We start from the raw sequence: 20,546 nt of genomic DNA, 5'->3' as shown, positions 1-20,546 counted from the left end.
CGGGGTCACGCAGTCCCGTGGACGGTGCCCTCCAGCTCCACCCCGGCGGTGCGGAGCTGCTCCAGGGCGGCGTCGGTCGTGGCGGGGGAGACCCCGGCGGTGAGGTGCAGCAGCACCCGGGTGGCGAACCCGGCGCCGACCGCGTCCAGCGCGGTCGCCCGGACGCAGTGGTCGGTGGCGATGCCCACGACGTCGACGGCGTCGACCCCGTGCGCCCGCAGCCAGTCGGCCAGGGGCTGCCCGTCGAAGGAGCCCTCGAAGCCGGAGTAGGCGGCCTCGTACTCGCCCTTGTCGAAGACCGCCTCGATCGGGCGCCGGTCCAGGTCCGAGTGCAGCTCGACCCCGGACGTCCCGACCACGCAGTGCGCCGGCCAGGTCTCCAGGAAGTCGGGCTGCGCGGCGAAGTGGCCGCCCGGGTCGACGTGGTGGTCCCGGGTGGCGACGACGTGTGCGTAGTCGGTCCCGGCGGCGTGGGCGCTGATCGCCCGGGCGACGGCGGTGCCGCCGTCGACCGCGAGGCTCCCGCCCTCGCAGAAGTCGTTCTGCACGTCCACGATCACCAATGCCCGGGTCATGGCCTCATCCTGCCCCGACGGCGTCCCTCCCGGTGGGCGGGACACCCTCGGCCGCTACTCGGTGACGGTGTCGATCGCCGGCTCGCCCCGGGACAGCGACCACGCCTCGGTGGGCAGGGCGCTGCGCGCCTGGACGTGCCGTTCCTGCGCCACGGCCAGGGAGTCGGCGGGGGAGCGCGGTCCGACCAGTTCCCCGCCACGGACCAGTGGCCGGATCAGCTCGCGGTCGTGCTCCCGGGTGGTGACCGGTGCCGCGCTGACCACCTCTGCGGTCGCCGTCCCGTCGGCGTCGTGCCGGCGCACGGCGTGCTTGCGGCCACCCACCGAGCGCTTGCCCACGGAGTTCTTGGCCACCGGCACCCCGTCCCGGGCCACCAGCTTGTAGACCATCCCGACGGTGGGCGAGCCGGAACCGGTCACCAGGGAGGTGCCGACCCCGTAGCCGTCGACCGGGGCGGCCGCCAGCGCGGCGATCGCGTACTCGTCCAGGTCGCTGGTGACGATCACCCGGGTGCGCGTCGCGCCCAGGGAGTCCAGCAGCTCGCGGGCGCGGGTCGCCTCGATGGCGAGGTCGCCGGAGTCCAGCCGGACGGCGCCGAGCTCCGGGCCGGCCACCTCGATCGCCGTCCGGATGCCCTGCTCGGTGTCGTAGGTGTCGACCAGCAGCGTCGTCCCCACGCCCAGCGTGTCCAGCTGCGCGCGGAACGCCGACGCCTCGTCGTCGTGCAGCAGGGTGAACGCGTGCGCGCTGGTGCCGGTCGTGGGGATGCCGTAGCGAGCGCCGGCGGCCAGGTTCGACGTCGCCGAGAAGCCGACCAGGGCAGCGGCCCGGGCGGCGGCGACGGCGGCTTCCTCGTGTGTGCGCCGGGAGCCCATCTCGATGCACGGCCGGCCACAGGCGGCGCCGACCATCCGCGCCCCGGCCGCGGCGATGGCGCTGTCGTGGTTGAGGACCGACAGCACCAGGGTCTCGAGCAGGACGGCCTGGCCGAACGGGGCCCGCACGGTCAGCACCGGGGAGCCGGGGAAGTAGAGGTCGCCCTCGGCGTAGCCGTCGACGTCCCCGGTGAACCGGAAGTCGGCCAGGTGCTCCAGCAGCCGGGGGTCCTCGACGCCCTGCTGCCGGAGCGCGTCGAGCTCGGCCTCGCCGAACCGGAAGCCGGCCAGCGCCTCCAGGAACCGGCCGGTGCCGGCGAGCACCCCGTACCGCCGGCCGTGCGGCAGCCGGCGGGCGAACACCTCGAAGACGCAGTCCCGGTCGGCGGTGCCGTCGGCCAGGGCGGCGGCCAGCATCGTCAGCTCGTAGCGGTCGGTGAACATCGCGGGGCTGAGCGGCGGGCTCTGCGGCATGGAGCAGCACGATAGGTGCCCACCGACTGCGTCCGGGGAGGCGGTCGTCCTAGAGTGCTCACGTGGCCGGACCGCTCGCGCCCGAACGGGTGTCGGAGACGTCGACGGGGGAGGAGTCCGCCCTCGACCGCCCCTGGGTCACCGTCGTCTGGGACGACCCGGTCAACCTGATGACCTACGTGACCTTCGTGCTCCAGGAGCTGTTCGGGTACGACGAGGCGACCGCGACGGAGCTCATGCTGCAGGTGCACAACGAGGGCAAGGCGATCGTGAGCTCCGGGCCGCGGGAGCGGATGGAGCACGACACCAACCGGCTGCACGCCTACGGGCTGTGGGCCACCTACCAGCGGGACGCATGAAGCCGTTCCGCCGCAAGGGCGACCAGCTGGTGGCCCGGCTGGTCGACGCCGAGGCCGACATCGTGAACCTGCTGCTGGACCAGCTGGAGCAGCTGCTCGTCGCCGATGCGGCCGACTCCGGCGGCGACCCGGTCCTGGCCCGGCTGCTGCCCAGTGGGCACGCCAGCGACCCGCAGCTGGCCGCCGAGTACCGCGACCTCACCGAGGCCGGGCTGCGCAGCGGCAAGGCCGACGACCTGGCGATGGTCCGGGCCACCGTGCCCCCCGAAGGTGGGGAGGTGCGGCTGGACGCCGAGCAGGCACGGGCCTGGCTGCGCACCACCAACGACCTCCGGCTCGCGATGGGCACCCGGCTGGGCATCACCGCGGAGACCGAGCCCCCGGACATCGACCCCTCGGGCGAGGGGACGGACGACGAGAACTCGCAGCTGGCCGTCTACTACTGGCTCACCGCGGTGCAGGGCTCGCTGATCGACGCCTTGGCCGCCGGTCGAGGCGACCGACGGTGAGCAGCACCAGGATGGCGACGAGCAGGTCGGCGACGAAGAACACGTAGACCAGGCTGTGCACCGTCACGTCCTGCACGATCGCCCCGATGCAAGACACCAGGGTGATGCCGGACAGGGCGGTCAGCAGCACCAGCCCGATGAGCCGGCCGAGCACCACCAGCACCAGCTCGACCCGGTCGGTCCGCTGGTCCGTGGCGCGGCCACTGCGGTGCAGCAGCCGGGCCGACCCGATGGCCAGGGCCGGCAGCGCGACCAGGACGACGCCGAGCACCATGAGAACCTCGATCACCACGGTCGGCGACGTTATCGCCCGGACACCCCTGGGACGCAATCCGTTCCCCCGGCGGTCACCCGTCCCGGGCCGGGGAGGACGTCGCGCGGCGGCGCTGCCTAGACTGGGCCCGTGCTGCGCATCGACCGCGCGACCTACGACGCCATCGTGGCCCACGCCCGGGAAGACCACCCGGACGAGGCCTGTGGTGTCGTCGCCGGCCCCGAGGGCAGCGACCGGCCCGAGCGCTTCATCCCGATGCTCAACGCGGCCCGCTCACCGACGTTCTACGAGTTCGACAGCGGCGACCTGCTGAAGCTGTACCGCGACATGGACGACCGGGACGAGGTCCCCGTGGTCATCTACCACTCGCACACCGCCACCGAGGCCCGCCCCTCGCGCACCGACATCAGCTACGCCTCCGAGCCCGAGGCGCACTACGTGCTGGTCTCCACCCGCGAGCACGGCGACCGGACCGGCCTGGCCGGGGACACCGTGGAGTTCCGCAGCTTCCGGATCGTCGACGGCGAGGTGCGCGAGGAGGACGTCGAGGTCGTCGAGTCCTACCTGTTCGGCCACTCGCCGACCACCGTCGTCTACGACTGAGCGCCAGCTCACCCCGCGGCCGGCGGAATCGCCGGCCGCCCACCGGCGTTCCTCCGAGCAGCCGGCTCTGCGCGCCCTGCGCGCGACCCCTGTCCCAGCCCGATCCCGCACATCCCCACCCGAGGAGTTCTCACGCCATGGCCATCGAGGTCCGCATCCCGACCATCCTGCGCACCCACACCGGCGGCAACAAGACCGTCCAGGGGAACGGCGACACGCTCGGCGCGCTGGTCGACGACATCGACAGCCAGCACCCCGGGATCAAGGGCCGTCTGGTCACCGACGAGGGCAAGCTGCACCGCTTCGTGAACGTCTACGTCAACGACGAGGACGTGCGCTTCACCGGTGCCCTGGACACCTCCGTCAAGGACGGCGACTCCGTCACGATCCTGCCCGCCGTCGCCGGCGGCTGCTGACCCGGAGCCCCCCGCCCGGCACCGCGACCCCAGGAGACCCGTCATGGCCCGCTTCGCCTCCCTCGTCGACTCGCTCGGCAACACCCCGCTGGTGGGGCTGCCGGCGCTGTCGCCCACGCCCGACGTCCGGCTGTGGGCCAAGCTCGAGGACCACAACCCCACCGGTTCGATCAAGGACCGGGCCGCCATCGCGATGATCGAGGCGGCCGAGAAGGAGGGGCGGCTGCAGCCGGGCAGCACGATCCTGGAGCCCACCAGCGGCAACACCGGCATCTCCCTGGCGATGGTCGCCCGGCAGCGCGGCTACGAGCTGATCTGCGTGATGCCGGAGAACACCTCGATCGAGCGGCGTCAGCTGCTGGAGATGTACGGCGCCCGGATCATCAGCTCGCCGGCCGCCGGCGGCAGCAACCAGGCCGTCGCCGTCGCCAAGGGCCTGGCCGCCGAGCACGAGGACTGGGTGATGCTGTACCAGTACGGCAACCCGGCCAACGCCGAGGCCCACTACACCGGCACCGGCCCGGAGATCCTGGCCGACATGCCCTCGATCACCCACTTCGTGGCCGGGCTGGGCACCACCGGCACGCTGATGGGCGTCTCCCGGTACCTGCGGGAGAAGAAGCCCGGCGTCCAGGTGATCGCGGCCGAGCCGCGCTACGGCGAGCTGGTCTACGGCCTGCGCAACATCGACGAGGGGTTCATCCCCGAGCTGTACGACGCCGACCTGCTGGACTCGCGGTTCTCCGTCGGCCCGGACGACGCGATCCACCGCACCCGCCAGCTGGTGGAGCGCGAGGGCATCTTCGCCGGCATCTCGACCGGCGCGATCCTGCACGCGGCCCTCGGGGTCGCCGACAAGGAGGTCGCGGCCGGCCGCAAGGCCGACATCGTCTTCATCGTCTGCGACGGCGGTTGGAAGTACCTGTCCACCGGGGCCTACGCCGGCACCCTCGAGCAGGCCAGCGCCGCGCTCGAGGGCCAGCTCTGGGCATGAGCGGGCTGCTCCTGCCGGCACAGGGCCTGCTGTTCGACAACGACGGGGTGCTGGTCGACTCCGAGCCGAGCGTGGTGCGCTCCTGGTCCCGCTGGGCGGTCGACTCCGGGCTCGACCCGGACGAGGTCATGGCGGCGGTGCCCGGTCGCCGGGCCGCCGACACGGTGGCGCTGTTCGTCAAGCCCGAGGACGTCGAGCGGTCGACCGCGCTGATCACCCGCTACGAGCTGGAGGACGTCGCCGGCACCCTCGCCGTGCCGGGCGTCCTGGACATCGTCGCGCAGCTGGTCGACGTGCCCTGGGCGGTCGTCACCTCCGGGGTCCGTGAGCTGGCGACGGCGCGGCTGCTGGCCGCCGGGGTCCCGGCGCCGGACGTCGTGGTGACCGCCGAGGACGTCGTCACGGGCAAGCCCCACCCCGAGCCGTACCTGACCGGGGCGAGCCGGCTGGGGCTCCCGCCGGGCGAGCTGATCGTGCTGGAGGACAGCCCGAGCGGGGTCCGCGCGGGGCTGGCCGCCGGTGCGACGGTGCTGGGCATCGGGGAGACCGCACTGGCCAGCGAGGCGCCCGCCGTCGTCCGCGACCTGACCGGGGCCCGCTGGACCCCCGGCGGGCTGCTGCTCCCGGACGCGGCGCTGCTGCGTCGCCCCTGACCGGGCTGAGACGGCCGTCTCAGCCCGGACGCGCGGCGTTGTCCGACCGGGCCGTTAGCCTGGCTGCCGACATGAGCACTGCGACAGCGGGGGCGGACGCGCCCATCGGGATCTTCGACTCCGGGGTCGGTGGGCTCACCGTGGCCCGCGCCGTCCTCGACCAGCTGCCGCACGAGGCGATCCGCTACCTCGGCGACACCGCGCACAGCCCGTACGGTCCCCGGCCGATCGCCGACGTGCGCCGGCACTCGCTGGCGGCGATGGACCAGCTGGTCGCCGACGGGGTCAAGATGCTCGTCATCGCCTGCAACTCCGCCAGCGCCGCCTGCCTGGGCGACGCCCGGGAGCGCTACGACGTCCCGGTGGTCGAGGTGGTGCTCCCCGCGGTCCGTCGGGCGACCGCGGCGACGCGCAACGGCCGGGTGGGCGTCATCGCCACCCAGGCCACCGTCACCAGCGGTGCCTACGAGGACGCGTTCGCCGCGGCGCCGCAGCTCAGCGTCACCAGCGCCGCCTGCCCCAGCTTCGTCGACTTCGTCGAGCGCGGGATCACCAGCGGCCGGCAGCTCGTGGGGCTGGCGCAGTCCTACCTGGACCCACTGCTGGGCGCCGGCGTCGACACCGTCGTGCTCGGCTGCACGCACTATCCGCTGCTCACCGGCGTGCTGTCGCTGGTGCTGGGTGAGGAGGTCACGCTGGTGTCCAGCGCGGAGGAGACGGCCAAGGACGTGTACCGGGTGCTGACCCGGACCGACCTGTTGCGCGACCCGGAGGGCCCACCGCCGGTGCACCGGTTCCTCGCCACCGGTGACCCGGAGCCCTTCGCCCGGCTCGGCCGGCGGTTCCTCGGCCCGGAGGTCGACGCCGTCCTGCCTGCGGGTGCGGAGGCCGGGGCGTGAGGCTCACCGTCGTCGGCTGCTCCGGCAGCGGACCCGGCCCGTCCTCCCCGGCGTCCTGCTACCTGGTGGAACACGAGGAGTTCGCCCTGCTGCTGGACCTGGGCAACGGGTCCTTCGGTGCGTTGCAGGGGCTCACCGACCCCAGCCGGGTCGACGCCGTCTACCTCAGCCACCTGCACGCCGACCACTGCCTGGACGCCGCGCCGTTCATCGTGTGGCACCGCTACTCGGGCCGCTCCGACGGCCGCGCCGTGCCGCTGTACGCACCGGTCGGTGCCGACCGCCGCCTGGCGGCCGCCTACGACGCCGACGGCGGGCCGATCGACGACGTCTTCGACGTCACCCCGGTCGGCTCGGGCACCTGGTCCATCGGGCCGTTCGAGGTCCGGACGGCGCGGACGGCCCACCCGGTCGAGTGCTACGCCGTGCGGCTGACCGCGGGTGGCCGGTCGCTGGTCTACACCGGTGACACCGGCCCGTCGGACGCCGTGGTCGAGCTGGCCCGAGGTGCCGACGTGCTGCTGGCCGAGGCCGCCCACCCCGACGTCCCCGACCTGCCCCCCGCGCTGCACCTGACCGGCCGGCAGGCCGGTGAGCACGCGGCCGCCGCCGGGGTCGGCCGGCTGCTCGTGACGCACGTGCCCGCCTGGGTGGACACCGAGGCGCAGTTGGCCGCGGCCCGGTCGGTCTTCCCGGCCGCCGAGCTGGCCCGGCACGCCGCCGTCTACGACATCTGAGGAAGGGCCCCGTCCGGACCGGTTGCCCTGCGGGGACGGGCGCGGCACGGTGACCGGGTGGCCACCAGCGATGAGGAACGGGACGGCGTCCGGCTGAGCAGCCTGGACTCCCCGCTGGGCGACGGGCTCGAGGTGACCAAGCGGGAGCTCGTCGACCACCTGGACGCCTTCGCCGACCGGCTCGTGCCGCTGCTCGCCGGGCGGCCACTGACGATCAAGCGCGTCCGGCCCGGCGCCGCGCCGTTCATCCAGCGCGACGTGCCGAAGGGCGCGCCGGAGTGGGTCCGGACGGTGGCCACCTGGTCCGACCGGGCGCACCGCGAGGTGCACCAGGTACTGGTCGAGGACCGCCGCACCCTGCTGTGGCTGGCCAACCAGCGGGCCGTCGAGTACCACGTGCCGTTCAGCCGGGTGGGGGAGGACCAGCCCACCGGGCTGGTGCTGGACCTCGACCCACCCGATGACGCGCCGTTCGACGTGGTCGTGCGCACGGCACTGCTGTGCCGCCGTGCGCTGGCCGAGGCCGGTCTGTCGGCGGCGGTGAAGACCAGCGGGTCGACGGGGCTGCACGTCGTCGTCCCGGTGCACGGGTCGCCGGCCGAGGACGTCGCCGCCGCCACCCGGGCCCTGGCCGCCCGGACCGAGCGGCTGGACCCGGACCTGGCGACCACCGCGTACGTGGTGGCCGAGCGGGGTGACCGGGTGTTCGTCGACTCGACCCGATCCGGCCGGGGCACGGTGGCGGCGGCGTACAGCCCCCGGGTGCGGCCCGGGCTGCCGGTGTCCACGCCGGTGGACTGGGAGGCGCTGGACGGCGTCCGGCCCGGCGACGTCACCGTGCGCACCGCCCGGGAGCGGATCGGGGACGGCGACCCGTGGGCGGCGGCGCTGCCGGAGCCCCAGCAGCTGCCCGCCGACCTGGTCGCCGAGGGCCACACCATCCCCGTCGCCCGGGTGGCCGCGATGCACGAGGGCAAGCGCCGCGCCCGCGCCAAGGCGGCCGAGAGCGGGTCGTGACCCACGGCCGGCTGGACGTGGCCGGTCCGGAGTGCCATGACAGGCACCACTGACAGGCACCACTGACAGGGACCACTGACAGGGACCACTGACAGAACGGGGCCCGGTCCACAGCCGCACGGTCCTCCACAGGCGGTGCGGCCGGACGGCCGCCTGCCCGTCGGCTCACCGGCAGGGTCGGTGGCATGACGACGGACCCGCAGACCACCGCCTGGCTCGACCAGGAGGACGCCCACCTGACGCAGCTGATCCGCGCCCACCGCTGGGCGGTGCAGTACGTCGGGCCCGGTGACGACCCGGGAGAGCCACCCTTCGGCTACACCGTCGGGCTCTTCGGGTTCGGCCACCCGGAGCTGGTCGTGGTCGGGGCCGGGCACGACGACACCCAGACGATGCTGAACCGGGTGGCCGGCCTGGTCGCCGACGGGCGGGACCTGGTCCCCGGTGAACTGCTCATGTTCCCCGACCGTCCCGACGGGTTGGTCGTGGAGCAGTTGCCGAACCCCGGCGAGGTGCTGTTCGCCGCCAACCGGCACCACCGCCGGCCGGACGAGGCCTCGCTGCCGGCCTTCCAGCTGACCTGGCAGCACCGGGACGGCGCCTTTCCCTGGGACCCCGGCTGGCCCTGCGGTCCGGGGTGCCAGCCGCGGCCGGGCACCTGGCGAGCATGACCGGTGCGGTGGCGGGGCTCGCCCGGCAGGGCCTGCCCCGCCGCCGCACGGTCACCCGGGGTCGATCAGCTGGTCTTCACCTCGCGGCCGTCCTCGCCCCACATGGTGTGGAAGGAGCCCTCGCGGTCGGTGCGCCGGTAGGTGTGCGCGCCGAAGAGGTCGCGCAGGCCCTGGATCAGCGCGGCCGGCAGCCGCTCGGCCCGCAGCCCGTCGTAGTAGGCCAGCGCGCTGGCGAAGCCGGGCACCGGCACCCCGTGCCGGGCCGCGCCGGCCACGACCTGCCGCCAGCTCTCCTGGCCCTCGCTGACCGCGTTCCGGAAGTACTCGTTGGTCAGCAGGGTGGTGACGTCGGGCTCGTCGGTGAACACCTGGCTGATCCGGTCCAGGAAGCGCGCCCGGATGATGCAGCCACCGCGCCAGATCTTGGCCAGCGCCGCCCGGTCGATGTCCCAGCCGTGCTGGTCGGCGCCCTGGGTGATCTGGTCGAACCCCTGGGCGTAGGCGACCACCTTCGAGGCGTACAGCGCCTGGCGCACCGACTCGATGAAGGCCTCCTTGTCCGCCACCTGCTCGTCCCACTCGCGGTCGGGCCCCGGCAGCACCTTCTGCGCCGCCTGCCGCTGCTCCCGGTGCCCGGACAGCGCCCGGGCGAAGACGGCCTCCGCGATGCCGCTGACCGGCACGCCCAGGTCGAGGGCGGACTGCACGGTCCAGCGACCGGTGCCCTTCTGCTCGGCCTCGTCCAGCACGATGTCGACGAACGGCCCACCGGTCTCGGCGTCGGTGTGCCGCAGCACCTGCGCGGTGATCTCGATCAGGTAGCTCTCGAGGTCCCCCTCGTTCCAGCTGGCGAAGACGTCACCGATCTCCGCGGGCGTCAGCCCCAGCCCCTGGCGCAGCAGGTCGTAGGCCTCGGCGATGAGCTGCATGTCGGCGTACTCGATGCCGTTGTGCACCATCTTCACGAAGTGGCCGGCACCGCTGGCCCCGATGTGGGTGCAGCACGGCTCGCCGTCGACGACGGCGGCGATCGACTCCAGCAGCGGGCCGACCAGCGCGTAGGCCTCCTTCGAGCCGCCGGGCATGATGCTCGGCCCGTTGAGCGCGCCCTCCTCACCGCCGCTGATCCCGGTGCCCATGAAGTGCAGGCCCCGGGCGGTGAGCGCCTCGGTGCGGCGGATCGTGTCGGTGAACAGGGCGTTACCGCCGTCCATCAGCACGTCGCCCTCGTCCAGCAGCGGGGCGATCTCCTCGATGACGCCGTCGGTGGCCGCACCCGCCTGCACCATGACGATGATCTTGCGCGGGCGCTCCAGTGCGCCGACGAACTCCGCCATCGAGCCGGTCGGCACGAAGTCGCCCTCGCTGCCGTGCTGCTCGACGAGGGCATCGGTGCGCCCCCTGCTGCGGTTGTGCAGGACCACCTGGTGGCCGTGCCGGGCGAGGTTGCGGGCGAGGTTGGCGCCCATGACCGCGAGCCCGGTGACGCCGATCTGATCACTCATGCCACGACCCTGCCCGACCGGGTGCCGTGCTGACCAGTCACCGTCCACTCCGTGGACTCGCGGCCTGTCCCGCCGCTGCTCCTTGCGGACGGTGCGGGACAGGAGGAACCGTCAGTCGATGCCGAGGTCGCGCATCAGCTTCGCCACGTGCCCGGTGGCCTTGACGTTGTAGGCGGCCTTCTCGATCCGGCCGTCGGCGCCGACGACGAAGGTCGACCGGATGACCCCGACGACCTCCTTGCCGTACAGCTTCTTCGGGCCGTAGGCGCCGTAGGCCGTCAGCACCTGCTTCTCCGGGTCGGAGACCAGGGTGATGGACAGCTCTTCCTGCTCCCGGAACCGGCTCAGCTTCTCGGGGACGTCGGGGGAGACGCCGATGATGTCCAGCCCGGCCTCGGCCAGGTCCCCGGCTGCCGCGGTGAAGTCCACGGCCTGGGTGGTGCATCCCGGGGTGAGCGCGGCCGGGTAGCAGTACACGATGACCCGCCGACCCCGGTAGGACGACAGCGAGACGGGCGTGCCGTCGGCGTCCGGGAGGGTGAACTCGGGCGCCGGGTCACCGGGGGCGAGGCGGACGGGGGCCGTGTCGATGCCGGGGTCGGTCTCGGTCATGGGGGGATCGTGCCGCACGCGACCGGCGGTGCCCAACCCGGCTTCCGCTCAGCCGGCCAGGAAGCTGAACCGCACGTGCCGGGAGGGGTTGTCGACGTTGGTGTCGACGAAGCAGATGCGCTGCCACGTGCCCAGGGTCAGCCGCCCCTCGAGCACCGGCACCGTGGCGTGCGGCGGGACGAACGCCGGCAGCACGTGGTCGCGGCCGTGCCCGGGGGCGCCGTGCCGGTGCCGCCAGCGGTCGTCGCGGGGGAGCAGCTCGTCGAGCTGGGCGAGCAGGTCGTCGTCGCTGCCGGCACCGGTCTCGATGATCGCGATCCCGGCGGTCGCGTGCGGGACGAACACCTGGAGCAGACCGTCGCCCTCGCCGCGGACGAACTCGGCGCACTCGTCGGTGAGGTCGACGATCGAGGGCACGCCCCCGGTGCGGACGGCACGGAGCTCTGAGCGCATGGGGACACCATGGCATCCGCGCCCCCCGGGGACATCCGGGCGGTCGGTCCCGCGCGGGGGTCAGGCCGGGACCGCGAGCCCTTGCAGCCAGGTCTGCCAGGCCGGCTCCTCGCGCCGCACGTAGTCCGCCGCGTCGGCGGAGAACAGGTACCCACGCACGCCCGCCGTCGCCGTGCCGTCGCCGTCGCCGTAGGCGTGGGCGAAGACGCTGAGCATCCCGGGCACCGGCGCGGTGAGCCGGACGAGCGCCTGTCGCTCGCCGACCCGCTCGACCGTGCCGCTGGCACCGCGCACCTCGACCGTTGCGCCCTCGTCCCCGAGGCCGAGGGCGTCGTGCAGGGCCGACCAGACCGTCTCCGCGTCACCGGGGTGGGAGGCGGTGGCCTCCAGGTGCCTGGCTCGCTGGCCGGGGAAGTGCGCCAGGTAGAGGCGCAGGTTGTCGAAGAACGGCATCCAGGCCGGGCCCATGCTGTCCCACCACTCCGACTCCCAGGCGGCGCCGGTCCCGAAGCCACTGCTGGTGACGCGCACGATGCAGGTGCCGCCGGACTGCGCCTCGACGAGGAACTCCGACGTGAGCGGGCTCAGCGCGTCCGGGTCCTTGCCCATCAGGGCGGCCCAGTCCTCTTCGTAGGCGAGGCGGCGCGGCGGGTCCCAGCCGGTGACCCGGCCGTCCGAGCCCATGTCGGGGCCCATGGAGAAGCGCAGGGAGCCGCCCTCGTGCTCCTCGATCTCGGTCGGCAGGAACCAGGCGCTCATGCCCTGGGCGGTCGCGATGGCCTGCCAGACCTGTTCCGGTGTGCCCGGGACCTCGACGCTGAACTCCAGGCGGTACGGGACGTCCGTGGTCGTGCTCATGTTCTCTCCTCGGGAACGGGATGGGCGGCGACGACGAGCCGGTGCGGGCGCCCGTCGTCGTGGTGGTACCGAGCGGCCAGGTCGAGCACCGCCGCGGTCAGGTCGTCGGCGAAGGCAGCCCGGTCGGCGGCCGACCGGAAGCCGATCCGGGTGTCGATGGTCAGCGTCGGCAGGCGGGTGCCGGACGCGCCGGCCCGGCGCGCCAGGGCGCCGACCTCGCGCACCAGCCGGCCCGCCAGTGCGACGAGGTAGCCCGCCGACAGGTGGTCGGCGTTGGCGTCCGGGTCGGCCGCGGAGGCACTGACGGCCGCCGGTGACACGACGTACGACGCCGCCGACGCCTGCAGCACCCGCTCGGTGATCCCGCCGTGCCGGCGCGTCTCGGACAGCGCCACCAGGCCGTGCGCCTCGAGCGCCTTGAGGTGGTAGTTGACCTTCTGGCGCGTGATGCCGACCCGCGCGGCGAGCCCGGAGGCGGAGGCCGGAACGGCCAGCTCACCGAGCAGCCGCGCCCGGACCGGGTCCAGTGCGGCGGCGGCTGCCTCCGCGTCCTCGATGACCTCGACGTCCTGCATGACGTCAGGGTGCTCTTGACAAGAAAACCTGTCAAGGGTCCGCCCGCTCGTCGGCGGAGACGATGTCGGCAGGCCACCGCGGGGGCGTCAGTACCCTCGGACGACGTGACCCGCCCCGACGGCCGCGCGGCCGACCAGCTCCGCCCGGTGACCATCACCCGCAACTGGCTCGACCACGCCGAGGGCTCGGTGCTCGTCGAGTTCGGTCGCACCCGCGTGCTCTGCGCGGCCAGCGTCACCGAGGGGGTGCCCCGCTGGCGCCGCGGCTCGGGCCTGGGCTGGGTCACCGCCGAGTACTCGATGCTCCCGCGGGCCACCCACACGCGCAGCGACCGCGAGTCGGTCAAGGGCAAGATCGGCGGCCGCACCCACGAGATCAGCCGGCTCATCGGCCGGTCGCTGCGGGCGAGCATCGACCTGGCCGCGCTGGGGGAGAACAGCATCGCGCTGGACTGCGACGTCCTGCAGGCCGACGGCGGCACGCGCACCGCCGCGATCACCGGCGCCTACGTGGCCCTCGCCGACGCGGTGAGCTGGCTCGGCGAGCGCGGCAAGCTGGCCAGTGCGACCCCGCTGCCGAACTCGGTCGCCGCGGTCAGCGTGGGCGTCATCGACGGCGAGCCGCGACTGGACCTCGCCTACGAGGAGGACGTCACCGCCGGCACCGACATGAACGTCGTGTGCACCGGCACCGGCGGCTTCGTCGAGGTCCAGGGGACGGCGGAGGGCGCCGTCTTCGACCGGGCCACCCTCGACCAGCTGCTCGACCTGGCCGTCGCCGGCTGCGCGGAGCTGACGCTGGCCCAGCAGGAGGCGTTGTCGGCGTGAGCAAGCTGCTGCTCGCCACCCGCAACGCCGGCAAGCTCGCCGAGCTGCAGCGGCTGCTGGCCACCGCCGTCCCCGGGGTCGAGGTGCTGGGGCTGCGCGACGTGCCGGAGTACCCCGAGGCGCCGGAGACCGGGGCGACGTTTGAGGAGAACGCGCTGCTCAAGGCGCGGGAGGCGGTCCGGTACACCGGCCTGCCGGCGGTCGCCGACGACTCCGGTCTGGCCGTCGACGCGCTGAACGGGATGCCGGGGATCCTGTCCGCCCGCTGGTCCGGGCGGCACGGGGACGACCCGGCCAACACTGCTCTCCTGCTCGGGCAGCTCGCCGACGTGCCCGACGAACGGCGCGGTGCGGCGTTCGTCTGCGCCGCTGCGCTGGTCACGCCGGACGGCGGCGGGCACGTGCTCGAGCGGCGCTGGCGGGGCACGGTCGTCCGGGAGCCCCGGGGCAGCAACGGCTTCGGCTACGACCCGGTCTTCGTGCCGACCGGCCTCACCGTGACGTCGGCGGAGCTGGAGCCGGCGGAGAAGGACGCGATCAGCCACCGGGGGCAGGCGTTCGCCGCGCTGCTGCCGGTCATCGGTGAGGTGCTCGGCGGCCGTTAGCGGCGCTGCATCCAGTCGGTGAACCAGAGCGCGAACGCCGCCAGCACCGGGTGGAACGCGAGCACGAGGAAGGCTGCGAGCACCCGGTCGGACCGCCACTGGTCCCGTAGGCGTCGGCCGCGGCTGCGGTCGGCCTGAGGGGTGGCCGCGGCCTCCTGCTCCGTGCTCAGCGGGCGGGACTGCGCCGCCTGCCAGGTCTCGACCCGGGTCCAGCCGGGTGCGAGCCCGCACCCCAGGGCCAGCAGCGCGGCACCGCCGAGCAGCGGCAGCAGGGTGTCCGGCTGCAGCACGACCAGGCCGGCGGCGGCCGCACCCGCGGCGAAGCCGGCCACGGTGACGGCGCCGAGGCAGAAGACCAGCCCGAAGGCGACGATCAGCACCAGGTGGCCGGGCAGCAGCACGTCGCGCACCGACCGGTCGGTGGCGAGCAGGACGGCGCCCTGGACCCCGAGCAGGAGGGCGCCGGCCAGCAGCGCCCAGCGGATCGGCACCCGAGGAGGGGCGGCCACGGTGGCCGGCCGCACCGGGGACACGGCGGTCATGCCCGGTGCTCCACAGCGCGCCGGAGGACCGGCGCAGGGGGTGGCGCAGGGATGCTCTGCGGGTCGATCAGCTGGACGACGTCGTGCGTGCCCTGCCTCGTCGCGGGTGCCGGGGCCGCCGCGGGACGCGCCGAGGCGGGGCCGGCGTCCATGCGCGGCAGGTCCTCTGCCTGGACGTGGCTGGACAGCCCGTGGTTCGTCTTCTCCCAGTAGAAGGGGTTGACCAGCAGCTGCCACAGCGCCTTGTACGAGGCCACCGAGTGCAGCAGCCAGTAGAGCGGGGAGAGCAGCGCGAACGGCACCAGGCCGTAGGTCCGCCGCTTGAAGCCGGCCAGCAGCGACAGGTAGATGATCACGCCGTTGCCCAGCAGCAGGTTGGCCAGGCTGACCTGCACCAGCCACTCGGGCAGCGCCGGGGTCAGGGCGCCGGGCGCGATGAGCTCGACCGCGAGCATCGCGTAGAGCCACGGGGCGGCCAGGAACATCAACGGGGTGCCGCCGATGAGCAGCGCGAAGCCGGCCGCCTGCCGGGGGCCGACGCTGCGCAGCAGCCGCCACGGGTGCCGGGTGTGCACCAGGACCGTCTGCATGTAGCCCTTGATCCAGCGGCTGCGCTGCCGGATCCAGTTGCCGACGGCCATGTTCGCCTCCTCGTACGTCGTGGAGTTGACGACGGCGACGCGGTGGCCGCGGGCGGAGGCGCGGATGCCGAGGTCGGCGTCCTCGGTGACGTTGTAGGGGTCCCAGCCACCGAGGTCGCGCAGCATGTCGGTGCGGAAGTGGTTGCTCGTGCCGCCCAGCGGGATGGGCAGGCGCAGCTTGTCCAGGCCGGCCAGGGTGTAGTCGAACCAGGAGGAGTACTCCAGGGTGAACATCCGGGTGAGCAGGTTCTCCCGGGCGTTGAAGTAGTTCAGGGCCGCCTGCACGCAGACCAGGTCGTCCCCGCCCTTGCGGAAGGCGATCAGCGACTTCTTCAGCTGGTCGGCGTCGGGGCGGTCCTCGGCGTCGTAGATGACCACGTACTCGCCGCGGGCGAAGGCGAGCCCGACGTTGCAGGCGCGCGGCTTGGTCTTGGGCAGCGAGTGCGGGACGACGACGATGCGGACGATGTCCGGCGGTGCGGCGGCCAGCGCGGCGGTGAGCGTCTCCGGGTCGTCCTCCTCCAGCAGCAGCAGGATCTCCAGCTTCTCCCGCGGCCAGTCCAGGTCGGCCAGGTTGCGCATCAGCAGCCCGACGATCCCGGCTTCCTTGTAGACCGGGACGAGGATCGTGTAGACGGGCAGCTCGGCGTCGTCCAGTGCGCCGACCTCCGCCGCGGTGACCTGCTCGACGGTCTCCCAGGCGGTGCCGACGGTGCTGATCACCGCCTTGGCGCCGACGGCGAGTGCGACGGCGACGTTCACCGTCGCGACCAGGACCAGCATGGTCAGCGAGGGGTCGAGCACCAATCCGGTCACGGTGGCGACGAGCAGGGCGATCAGGCCGGCGATCTGCGGCCGGACGAACACCGTGGACGCCGACTCGTCGGGGCGGCGCTCGGCCAGCGCGCTGACCGCGTCGTGGACCAGCTCGTCCCGCCACACGGTGCGCAGTGCCCGCTGCACGTCCCAGTCGGTGGTGACCACCTGGCGCACCCGCGGGATGCCGGTGCGCTGCACGACCACCTCGGCGATGTGCGCCGACGGACGACCGGCGGTGGCGACGACGACCTGGGGCAGGCCGTCGCCGTCCTCCTCGACGCGCAGCGGCACCCAGGTCTCGCGGGCGAGCATCGCGGCCGGGAAGCGCCGGGCCAGTTCCTCGTCGACGTCCACCGGGTCGACGAACGCGAGGTCTGCGCCCCACACCGCCGCCAGGCCGACGTAGAGCTCCCGCCGGGTCACCCAGCCCTTGGCCAGGACGACGGAGCCCAGCGGTGCGCCCACCCGTTCCTGCTGGTCCAGGGCCTCGGCCAGCTGTTGCTCGGTGAGCACCCCCTGCTCGACCAGGACGGCGCCGAGCCGTTGGGGCGCGGCGTGCTTCCCGTGGTCAGGGCGCACCACCGGGCCGGGGATGGCGCCGCGGGGCGCGAAGACCGTCACCCCGTGGTGGTCGGCACCTGCGCCGTCCGGCTGTGGTCGGGCGGCGGGTGGGCCACCCGGGCGGGTGAGCCGGTGCCCGCGTGTGCGGCGTCGCTACCGTCGGGCTCCAGCGGCCGCAGCGGGCGACCGGGGACGGGGGAGTGGCGGATGGCCAACCTGGAGCAGCTGCGCCGGTTCGGGCTGGTGCTGGAGATGGCCGAGGCGGCCGGGGACGGCGACTGGCGGGCCTGGACGGCGGTGCTGGGCGGTCTGGACGAGGACACCCGCGCGGACGTCGTCCGGCAGTCCTCGCTGGTGATCGCGATGCTCTGCGAGCGGGAGGCCGAGCGGCGGGGCATCACCCGCGACCAGTTCCTGGCCCAGTTCCGAGCCGAGGCGATGGACTCCCTCGGCTGATCGGAGGCGTGTCGGACTGCCCCGGCGGGCACCACCGCGGCATGCGGATCACGGTGGACGACGTCCGGAAGCTGACCTTCGACGACGGGACGCCCGTGACGGCCGCGTCTGCGATCGCGCCGCTGGGGGACGGCTGGCTGGTGGCTCCGGACGACGCGACCATCGCCGCCTGGGTGCGGCCGGGTGGGGTGACCCCCGTGCGCGTGCTGCCGCCGGTGGAGGGGCTGGACCACTTCAGCGAGCCGGCGGGGACCAAGCACCTCAAGCCGGACCTGGAGGTGGCCTGCCCGGCCGAGGTGGACGGCGAGCCGGCCGTCCTGCTGCTCGGATCGGGGTCGACGCCGCGGCGGATGCGCGGGGTGCTCGTGCGGCTGGAGGGCGGCGAGCCGGTCGCGCAGGCCGACGAGCTGGGTGCGCTGTACGCCAGGGTGGCGCAGCTGCTGGAGATCCCGGCGGGCCAGCTGAACCTCGAAGGGGGCAGCCGGCACGGGGACACCGTCCGCTGGTTCCACCGGGGCAACCTCGCCGCCGGGGCGGGGCCGGCCAGCGTCGACCTGCCGCTGGCCGACCTGGTCGCCGCGGTGCTGGGCAGGGCCGGCGCCGACGCGGTGCCGATCTCCTCGCCCCGGTCCTACGACCTCGGCCGGGTGGCCGGTGTGGGGCTGGCGGTCACCGACGCCGTCTCGCTGCCCGACGGGCGGGTGCTGCTCTCCGCGGCCGCGGAGGACACCCCGAACGCGGTCGACGACGGGCCGGTGGTCGCCGCCGCTCTCGCGCTGGTCGACGGCGGGACCGTGCTCGACATCGCGGCGGTGCCCGAGGTCGACGGCCGCGTGCACAAGGTGGAGGGGCTGGCGTTGCGTGGGGTGGAGGACGCCCGGGTGTGCCTGCTGGGCGTGGTCGACGACGACGACCCGGCGGCGCCGTCGGTGCAGCTGGAGCTGCTGGTCGAGTTCACCTGACCGCGCTGCCCGGTGCTGGTCAGGGCGGCGGCACGGCCTGCTCGGCTCCCGCCTCGCGGTGTCCCTCGAGGAAGTAGGCGCCCAGCGCGCCGGCCAGCGTGGCGAACACCGCGACCGAGTAGACGGCCAGGGCGACCTCGAGGAAGCGGGCGAGACCGTGGTCGGTGTCGAGCACCTGCCCGGTGATCGTCGCCAGTGCGGCGTCGTGCAGGGCCGGGCCGTAGGTGTCGTAGGCCCCCACCACGTACAGCAGCTGGCTGCTGGCGAGGACGACGACGCCGGTCACCGCGGTGAGCCAGCCGATCCGGTTCGTGAGCAGCCGGCCGGCCGACCGCGAGCCGCGGACGGCGGCGGACAGCACACCGCCGATGCGGGCGGTCCGCAGCAGGGTGAGGGCGCGGGCGAAGCGGAGGAACGGCAGCGCCAGGAAGATGAGCTGCCACCAGTTCCGCAGCCAGAAGCGGCGCTGGCTGGGCGCCCGGACGGCGCGGAAGACGAACTCGGCCACGAAGACCGCCCAGCAGACCCAGCCCAGGACGGTGAGCGTCGTCACCAGCCAGGGCTCCCGGGCCAGGGCCTGGCCCAGGACGATCAGCACGAACACCAGGCCGAGGGCGCCCATCGGCCGGTCGAGCCGGGTGGCCAGCCCCTCGGTCTCGACCGTCGGGTCGGGGGTGGGCCGGTGGGTCGTGCCCTCGTCGCGCATGGGAGAGGCCTACCCGCTCGCTCCCGGAGGCCGCACGTCGGTGTCCACCCGTGCGGGAGGCGGGATTCGAACCCGCACGCCCGAAGGCACCAGATCCTAAGTCTGGCGTGGCTGCCGTTACACCACTCCCGCGTTGGAGGGAGTCTAGGAGGCTCCCACTCGGCCGTAGCTGAACCGATCTGGCAGGCTGTCGCCCGTGCCGAGGACCCCTGAGCAGATCCAGCAGGAGATCGACGCCGCCCGCGAGTCGCTGGGGGCCACCCTGGACGACCTGGCGTTCCGCACGAACCCGCAGCGCCTGGCCGACCAGGGCAAGGCGAAGGTGCAGGAGTTCCTGCAGAGCCCGCCCGGGATCGCGCTCGTCAGCGTGGTCGGCCTGACCGTCACCTTCGTCGTGACCCGGAAGGTCGTCCGCCGCGTCCGCGGCACCGACCGCCGCCGGGTCGAGCCGGTGGTCACCTACCGCCGCGAGCCCGTGGTCACCTACCGCCGGGTGCGCTGACCCGACCGACCTCCGCCGGTGAGGCGCACACTCGGGGCGTGTACCCACCGCCGCGTGACCCCGTCGGACCCGGCCAGGAGTCGGTCTGGAGCTACCCGCGCCCGCCGTCGGCCGAGGTGACCGGACGACGGATCGAGCTCACCCTCGGCGGGCGGGTCGTCGCCCGCACCGACCGGGCGGTCCGGGTCTGCGAGACCAGCCACCCGCCGGTCTTCTACGTGCCGTCCGCCGACGTCGAGGCTGGGGTGCTGGAGCGGGGCACCGGTTCGTCGTGGTGCGAGTTCAAGGGCATGGCCACCTACTGGGACGCCGTCGTCGACGGGGTGCGGCACCCCTCGATCGCCTGGTCCTACGAGCAGCCCACCGCCGGCTACGAGCAGCTGCGCGGCGCGCTGGCCTTCTACCCGAGCCGGCTGGACGGCGCGACGGTCGACGGTGAACCGGTGCGGGCGCAGGCCGGCGACTTCTACGGCGGCTGGATCACCGACGAGGTGGTCGGCCCGTTCAAGGGCGAACCCGGCACGCGCGGCTGGTGAACCCCTACCCCCCAGGGGTATGGTGGTCGGCATGACGGGCTACGACGGCAACAAGGACCAGGTGCTCGCGCGCCTCAAGCGCGTGGAGGGCCAGGTCCGCGGCATCGCGCGGATGGTCGAGGACGACACGTACTGCATCGACGTCCTCACCCAGGTGTCCGCCGCGACCAAGGCGCTGCAGGCGGTCGCCATCGGCCTGCTCGACGACCACCTGGCGCACTGCGTGCGTGAGGCCGTCGCCAGCAGCGCCGAGGACGACGGTGCCGCCGCCGACGCCAAGATCGCCGAGGCGTCCGCGGCCATCGCCCGGCTCGTCCGTTCCTGACCC

The 20,546-nt window shown here is 73.9% G+C and carries 28 protein-coding genes and 1 tRNA gene; 17 read left to right on the top strand and 12 right to left on the bottom strand.

Features of this window, described 5'->3' with window-relative positions; all coding sequences use genetic code 11:
* Nucleotides 1-5 precede the first annotated feature (5 nt).
* Together O2W20_RS15790 and O2W20_RS15785 are read right to left on the bottom strand one after the other, a co-directional pair.
* Nucleotides 6-575: an isochorismatase family protein gene (locus O2W20_RS15790; protein WP_269171233.1), complete on the bottom strand. Its 570-nt coding sequence runs from the start codon at nucleotides 573-575 to the stop codon at nucleotides 6-8.
* 54 nt (nucleotides 576-629) lie between these two features.
* Nucleotides 630-1,925 (bottom strand): nicotinate phosphoribosyltransferase, encoded by a 1,296-nt coding sequence (locus O2W20_RS15785; protein WP_269171234.1) that lies wholly within the window; start codon nucleotides 1,923-1,925, stop codon nucleotides 630-632.
* 62 nt (nucleotides 1,926-1,987) lie between these two features.
* Here O2W20_RS15785 and clpS point away from each other — a divergent pair, with 62 nt between their 5' ends.
* Both clpS and O2W20_RS15775 read left to right on the top strand, forming a co-directional pair.
* Complete coding sequence (gene clpS, locus O2W20_RS15780) at nucleotides 1,988-2,284, top strand: ATP-dependent Clp protease adapter ClpS (RefSeq protein ID WP_036333437.1); 297 nt, start codon at nucleotides 1,988-1,990, stop codon at nucleotides 2,282-2,284.
* Nucleotides 2,281-2,793, top strand: a complete 513-nt coding sequence (locus O2W20_RS15775; protein ID WP_269171235.1) for a DUF2017 family protein — start codon at nucleotides 2,281-2,283, stop codon at nucleotides 2,791-2,793. Before clpS ends, O2W20_RS15775 begins: the two co-directional genes overlap by 4 nt.
* On the opposite strand, the gene O2W20_RS15770 is transcribed toward O2W20_RS15775, so the two are convergent.
* Entirely contained in the window at nucleotides 2,732-3,085 is a 354-nt protein-coding gene (locus O2W20_RS15770; RefSeq protein ID WP_269171236.1) for a hypothetical protein, read from the bottom strand. The two genes, O2W20_RS15775 and O2W20_RS15770, sit on opposite strands and share 62 nt — an antisense overlap.
* A gap of 111 nt (nucleotides 3,086-3,196) precedes the next feature.
* Between O2W20_RS15770 and O2W20_RS15765 the strand changes: the two genes are divergently transcribed.
* The 8 genes from O2W20_RS15765 to O2W20_RS15730 all read left to right on the top strand — a co-directional run bounded on the left by O2W20_RS15765 (nucleotide 3,197) and on the right by O2W20_RS15730 (nucleotide 9,057).
* The gene (locus O2W20_RS15765) at nucleotides 3,197-3,670 is read left to right on the top strand and encodes a M67 family metallopeptidase (protein ID WP_269171237.1); all 474 of its coding nucleotides are present in this window, start codon (nucleotides 3,197-3,199) and stop codon (nucleotides 3,668-3,670) included.
* Nucleotides 3,671-3,807: 137 nt separating this feature from the next.
* A complete protein-coding gene (locus tag O2W20_RS15760) occupies nucleotides 3,808-4,086 on the top strand; it encodes a MoaD/ThiS family protein (protein ID WP_036333445.1) in 279 nt (92 codons plus the stop codon).
* Nucleotides 4,087-4,129: 43 nt separating this feature from the next.
* The gene (locus O2W20_RS15755; protein WP_269171238.1) at nucleotides 4,130-5,080 is read left to right on the top strand and encodes a PLP-dependent cysteine synthase family protein; all 951 of its coding nucleotides are present in this window, start codon (nucleotides 4,130-4,132) and stop codon (nucleotides 5,078-5,080) included.
* Nucleotides 5,077-5,733 carry an HAD-IA family hydrolase gene (locus tag O2W20_RS15750; protein WP_269171239.1) on the top strand — a complete coding sequence of 219 codons (657 nt, stop codon included), beginning with the start codon at nucleotides 5,077-5,079 and terminating at the stop codon, nucleotides 5,731-5,733. Before O2W20_RS15755 ends, O2W20_RS15750 begins: the two co-directional genes overlap by 4 nt.
* 71 nt (nucleotides 5,734-5,804) lie before the next feature.
* Complete coding sequence (gene murI, locus O2W20_RS15745; protein ID WP_269171240.1) at nucleotides 5,805-6,632, top strand: glutamate racemase; 828 nt, start codon at nucleotides 5,805-5,807, stop codon at nucleotides 6,630-6,632.
* Nucleotides 6,629-7,369, top strand: coding sequence for an MBL fold metallo-hydrolase (locus O2W20_RS15740; RefSeq protein ID WP_269171241.1), 741 nt, complete (start codon nucleotides 6,629-6,631; stop codon nucleotides 7,367-7,369). The genes murI and O2W20_RS15740 overlap by 4 nt, the downstream gene beginning before the upstream one ends.
* Nucleotides 7,370-7,426: 57 nt before the next feature.
* A complete protein-coding gene (locus O2W20_RS15735; RefSeq protein ID WP_269171242.1) occupies nucleotides 7,427-8,386 on the top strand; it encodes a DNA polymerase domain-containing protein in 960 nt (319 codons plus the stop codon).
* 185 nt (nucleotides 8,387-8,571) lie between these two features.
* Complete coding sequence (locus O2W20_RS15730) at nucleotides 8,572-9,057, top strand: DUF4262 domain-containing protein (RefSeq protein ID WP_269171243.1); 486 nt, start codon at nucleotides 8,572-8,574, stop codon at nucleotides 9,055-9,057.
* A 65-nt stretch (nucleotides 9,058-9,122) separates the two neighbouring features.
* Here the strand turns inward: O2W20_RS15730 and gndA are convergent, their stop codons facing one another.
* The 5 genes from gndA to O2W20_RS15705 form a co-directional block, all read right to left on the bottom strand.
* Nucleotides 9,123-10,562 (bottom strand): NADP-dependent phosphogluconate dehydrogenase, encoded by a 1,440-nt coding sequence (gndA, locus tag O2W20_RS15725; RefSeq protein ID WP_269171244.1) that lies wholly within the window; start codon nucleotides 10,560-10,562, stop codon nucleotides 9,123-9,125.
* Between the two features lie 111 nt (nucleotides 10,563-10,673).
* Nucleotides 10,674-11,174, bottom strand: a complete 501-nt coding sequence (gene bcp / locus O2W20_RS15720) for a thioredoxin-dependent thiol peroxidase (protein WP_269171245.1) — start codon at nucleotides 11,172-11,174, stop codon at nucleotides 10,674-10,676.
* Between the two features lie 48 nt (nucleotides 11,175-11,222).
* Nucleotides 11,223-11,627: a YjbQ family protein gene (locus O2W20_RS15715; protein ID WP_269171246.1), complete on the bottom strand. Its 405-nt coding sequence runs from the start codon at nucleotides 11,625-11,627 to the stop codon at nucleotides 11,223-11,225.
* Between the two features lie 60 nt (nucleotides 11,628-11,687).
* Nucleotides 11,688-12,485: an SRPBCC family protein gene (locus O2W20_RS15710; protein WP_269171247.1), complete on the bottom strand. Its 798-nt coding sequence runs from the start codon at nucleotides 12,483-12,485 to the stop codon at nucleotides 11,688-11,690.
* Nucleotides 12,482-13,060 (bottom strand): ArsR/SmtB family transcription factor, encoded by a 579-nt coding sequence (locus tag O2W20_RS15705; RefSeq protein WP_269171248.1) that lies wholly within the window; start codon nucleotides 13,058-13,060, stop codon nucleotides 12,482-12,484. Before O2W20_RS15705 ends, O2W20_RS15710 begins: the two co-directional genes overlap by 4 nt.
* A 105-nt stretch (nucleotides 13,061-13,165) precedes the next feature.
* Between O2W20_RS15705 and rph the strand changes: the two genes are divergently transcribed.
* Nucleotides 13,166-13,888, top strand: coding sequence for a ribonuclease PH (gene rph / locus O2W20_RS15700; protein ID WP_269171249.1), 723 nt, complete (start codon nucleotides 13,166-13,168; stop codon nucleotides 13,886-13,888).
* Nucleotides 13,885-14,493 (top strand): RdgB/HAM1 family non-canonical purine NTP pyrophosphatase, encoded by a 609-nt coding sequence (rdgB, locus tag O2W20_RS15695; RefSeq protein ID WP_269171250.1) that lies wholly within the window; start codon nucleotides 13,885-13,887, stop codon nucleotides 14,491-14,493. The genes rph and rdgB overlap by 4 nt, the downstream gene beginning before the upstream one ends.
* Here the strand turns inward: rdgB and O2W20_RS15690 are convergent.
* A complete protein-coding gene (locus O2W20_RS15690) occupies nucleotides 14,490-15,035 on the bottom strand; it encodes a hypothetical protein (protein ID WP_269171251.1) in 546 nt (181 codons plus the stop codon). The two genes, rdgB and O2W20_RS15690, sit on opposite strands and share 4 nt — an antisense overlap.
* The gene (locus tag O2W20_RS15685; protein ID WP_269171252.1) at nucleotides 15,032-17,116 is read right to left on the bottom strand and encodes a glycosyltransferase; all 2,085 of its coding nucleotides are present in this window, start codon (nucleotides 17,114-17,116) and stop codon (nucleotides 15,032-15,034) included. The genes O2W20_RS15690 and O2W20_RS15685 overlap by 4 nt, the downstream gene beginning before the upstream one ends.
* A 147-nt stretch (nucleotides 17,117-17,263) precedes the next feature.
* On the opposite strand from O2W20_RS15685, the gene O2W20_RS15680 reads away from it, so the two are divergent.
* Together O2W20_RS15680 and O2W20_RS15675 are read left to right on the top strand one after the other, a co-directional pair.
* Nucleotides 17,264-17,512: a hypothetical protein gene (locus tag O2W20_RS15680; RefSeq protein WP_269171253.1), complete on the top strand. Its 249-nt coding sequence runs from the start codon at nucleotides 17,264-17,266 to the stop codon at nucleotides 17,510-17,512.
* 41 nt (nucleotides 17,513-17,553) lie between these two features.
* Nucleotides 17,554-18,474: a DUF6910 family protein gene (locus O2W20_RS15675; protein WP_269171254.1), complete on the top strand. Its 921-nt coding sequence runs from the start codon at nucleotides 17,554-17,556 to the stop codon at nucleotides 18,472-18,474.
* Nucleotides 18,475-18,493: 19 nt separating this feature from the next.
* On the opposite strand, the gene O2W20_RS15670 is transcribed toward O2W20_RS15675, so the two are convergent.
* Both O2W20_RS15670 and O2W20_RS15665 read right to left on the bottom strand, forming a co-directional pair.
* The gene (locus tag O2W20_RS15670; RefSeq protein ID WP_269171255.1) at nucleotides 18,494-19,180 is read right to left on the bottom strand and encodes a hypothetical protein; all 687 of its coding nucleotides are present in this window, start codon (nucleotides 19,178-19,180) and stop codon (nucleotides 18,494-18,496) included.
* A gap of 51 nt (nucleotides 19,181-19,231) precedes the next feature.
* Nucleotides 19,232-19,312, bottom strand: a tRNA-Leu gene (locus tag O2W20_RS15665).
* Nucleotides 19,313-19,376: 64 nt separating this feature from the next.
* Here O2W20_RS15665 and O2W20_RS15660 point away from each other — a divergent pair.
* The 3 genes from O2W20_RS15660 to O2W20_RS15650 are packed head-to-tail and all read left to right on the top strand — an operon-like array spanning nucleotide 19,377 to nucleotide 20,543.
* Complete coding sequence (locus tag O2W20_RS15660; protein ID WP_269157383.1) at nucleotides 19,377-19,682, top strand: DUF3618 domain-containing protein; 306 nt, start codon at nucleotides 19,377-19,379, stop codon at nucleotides 19,680-19,682.
* Nucleotides 19,683-19,720: 38 nt separating this feature from the next.
* On the top strand, nucleotides 19,721-20,218 hold the full coding sequence (locus tag O2W20_RS15655) for a DUF427 domain-containing protein (protein WP_269171256.1): 498 nt from the start codon (nucleotides 19,721-19,723) through the stop codon (nucleotides 20,216-20,218).
* A gap of 31 nt (nucleotides 20,219-20,249) precedes the next feature.
* Nucleotides 20,250-20,543, top strand: a complete 294-nt coding sequence (locus tag O2W20_RS15650) for a metal-sensitive transcriptional regulator (RefSeq protein WP_269171257.1) — start codon at nucleotides 20,250-20,252, stop codon at nucleotides 20,541-20,543.
* The last annotated feature ends 3 nt before the right edge of the window (nucleotides 20,544-20,546 follow it).

Source organism: Modestobacter sp. VKM Ac-2982, assembly GCF_026967935.1.
Lineage (GTDB): Bacteria > Actinomycetota > Actinomycetes > Mycobacteriales > Geodermatophilaceae > Modestobacter.
Note: the sequence above shows the minus strand (reverse complement) of the source record. Positions and strands in the feature narration are given on the sequence as shown.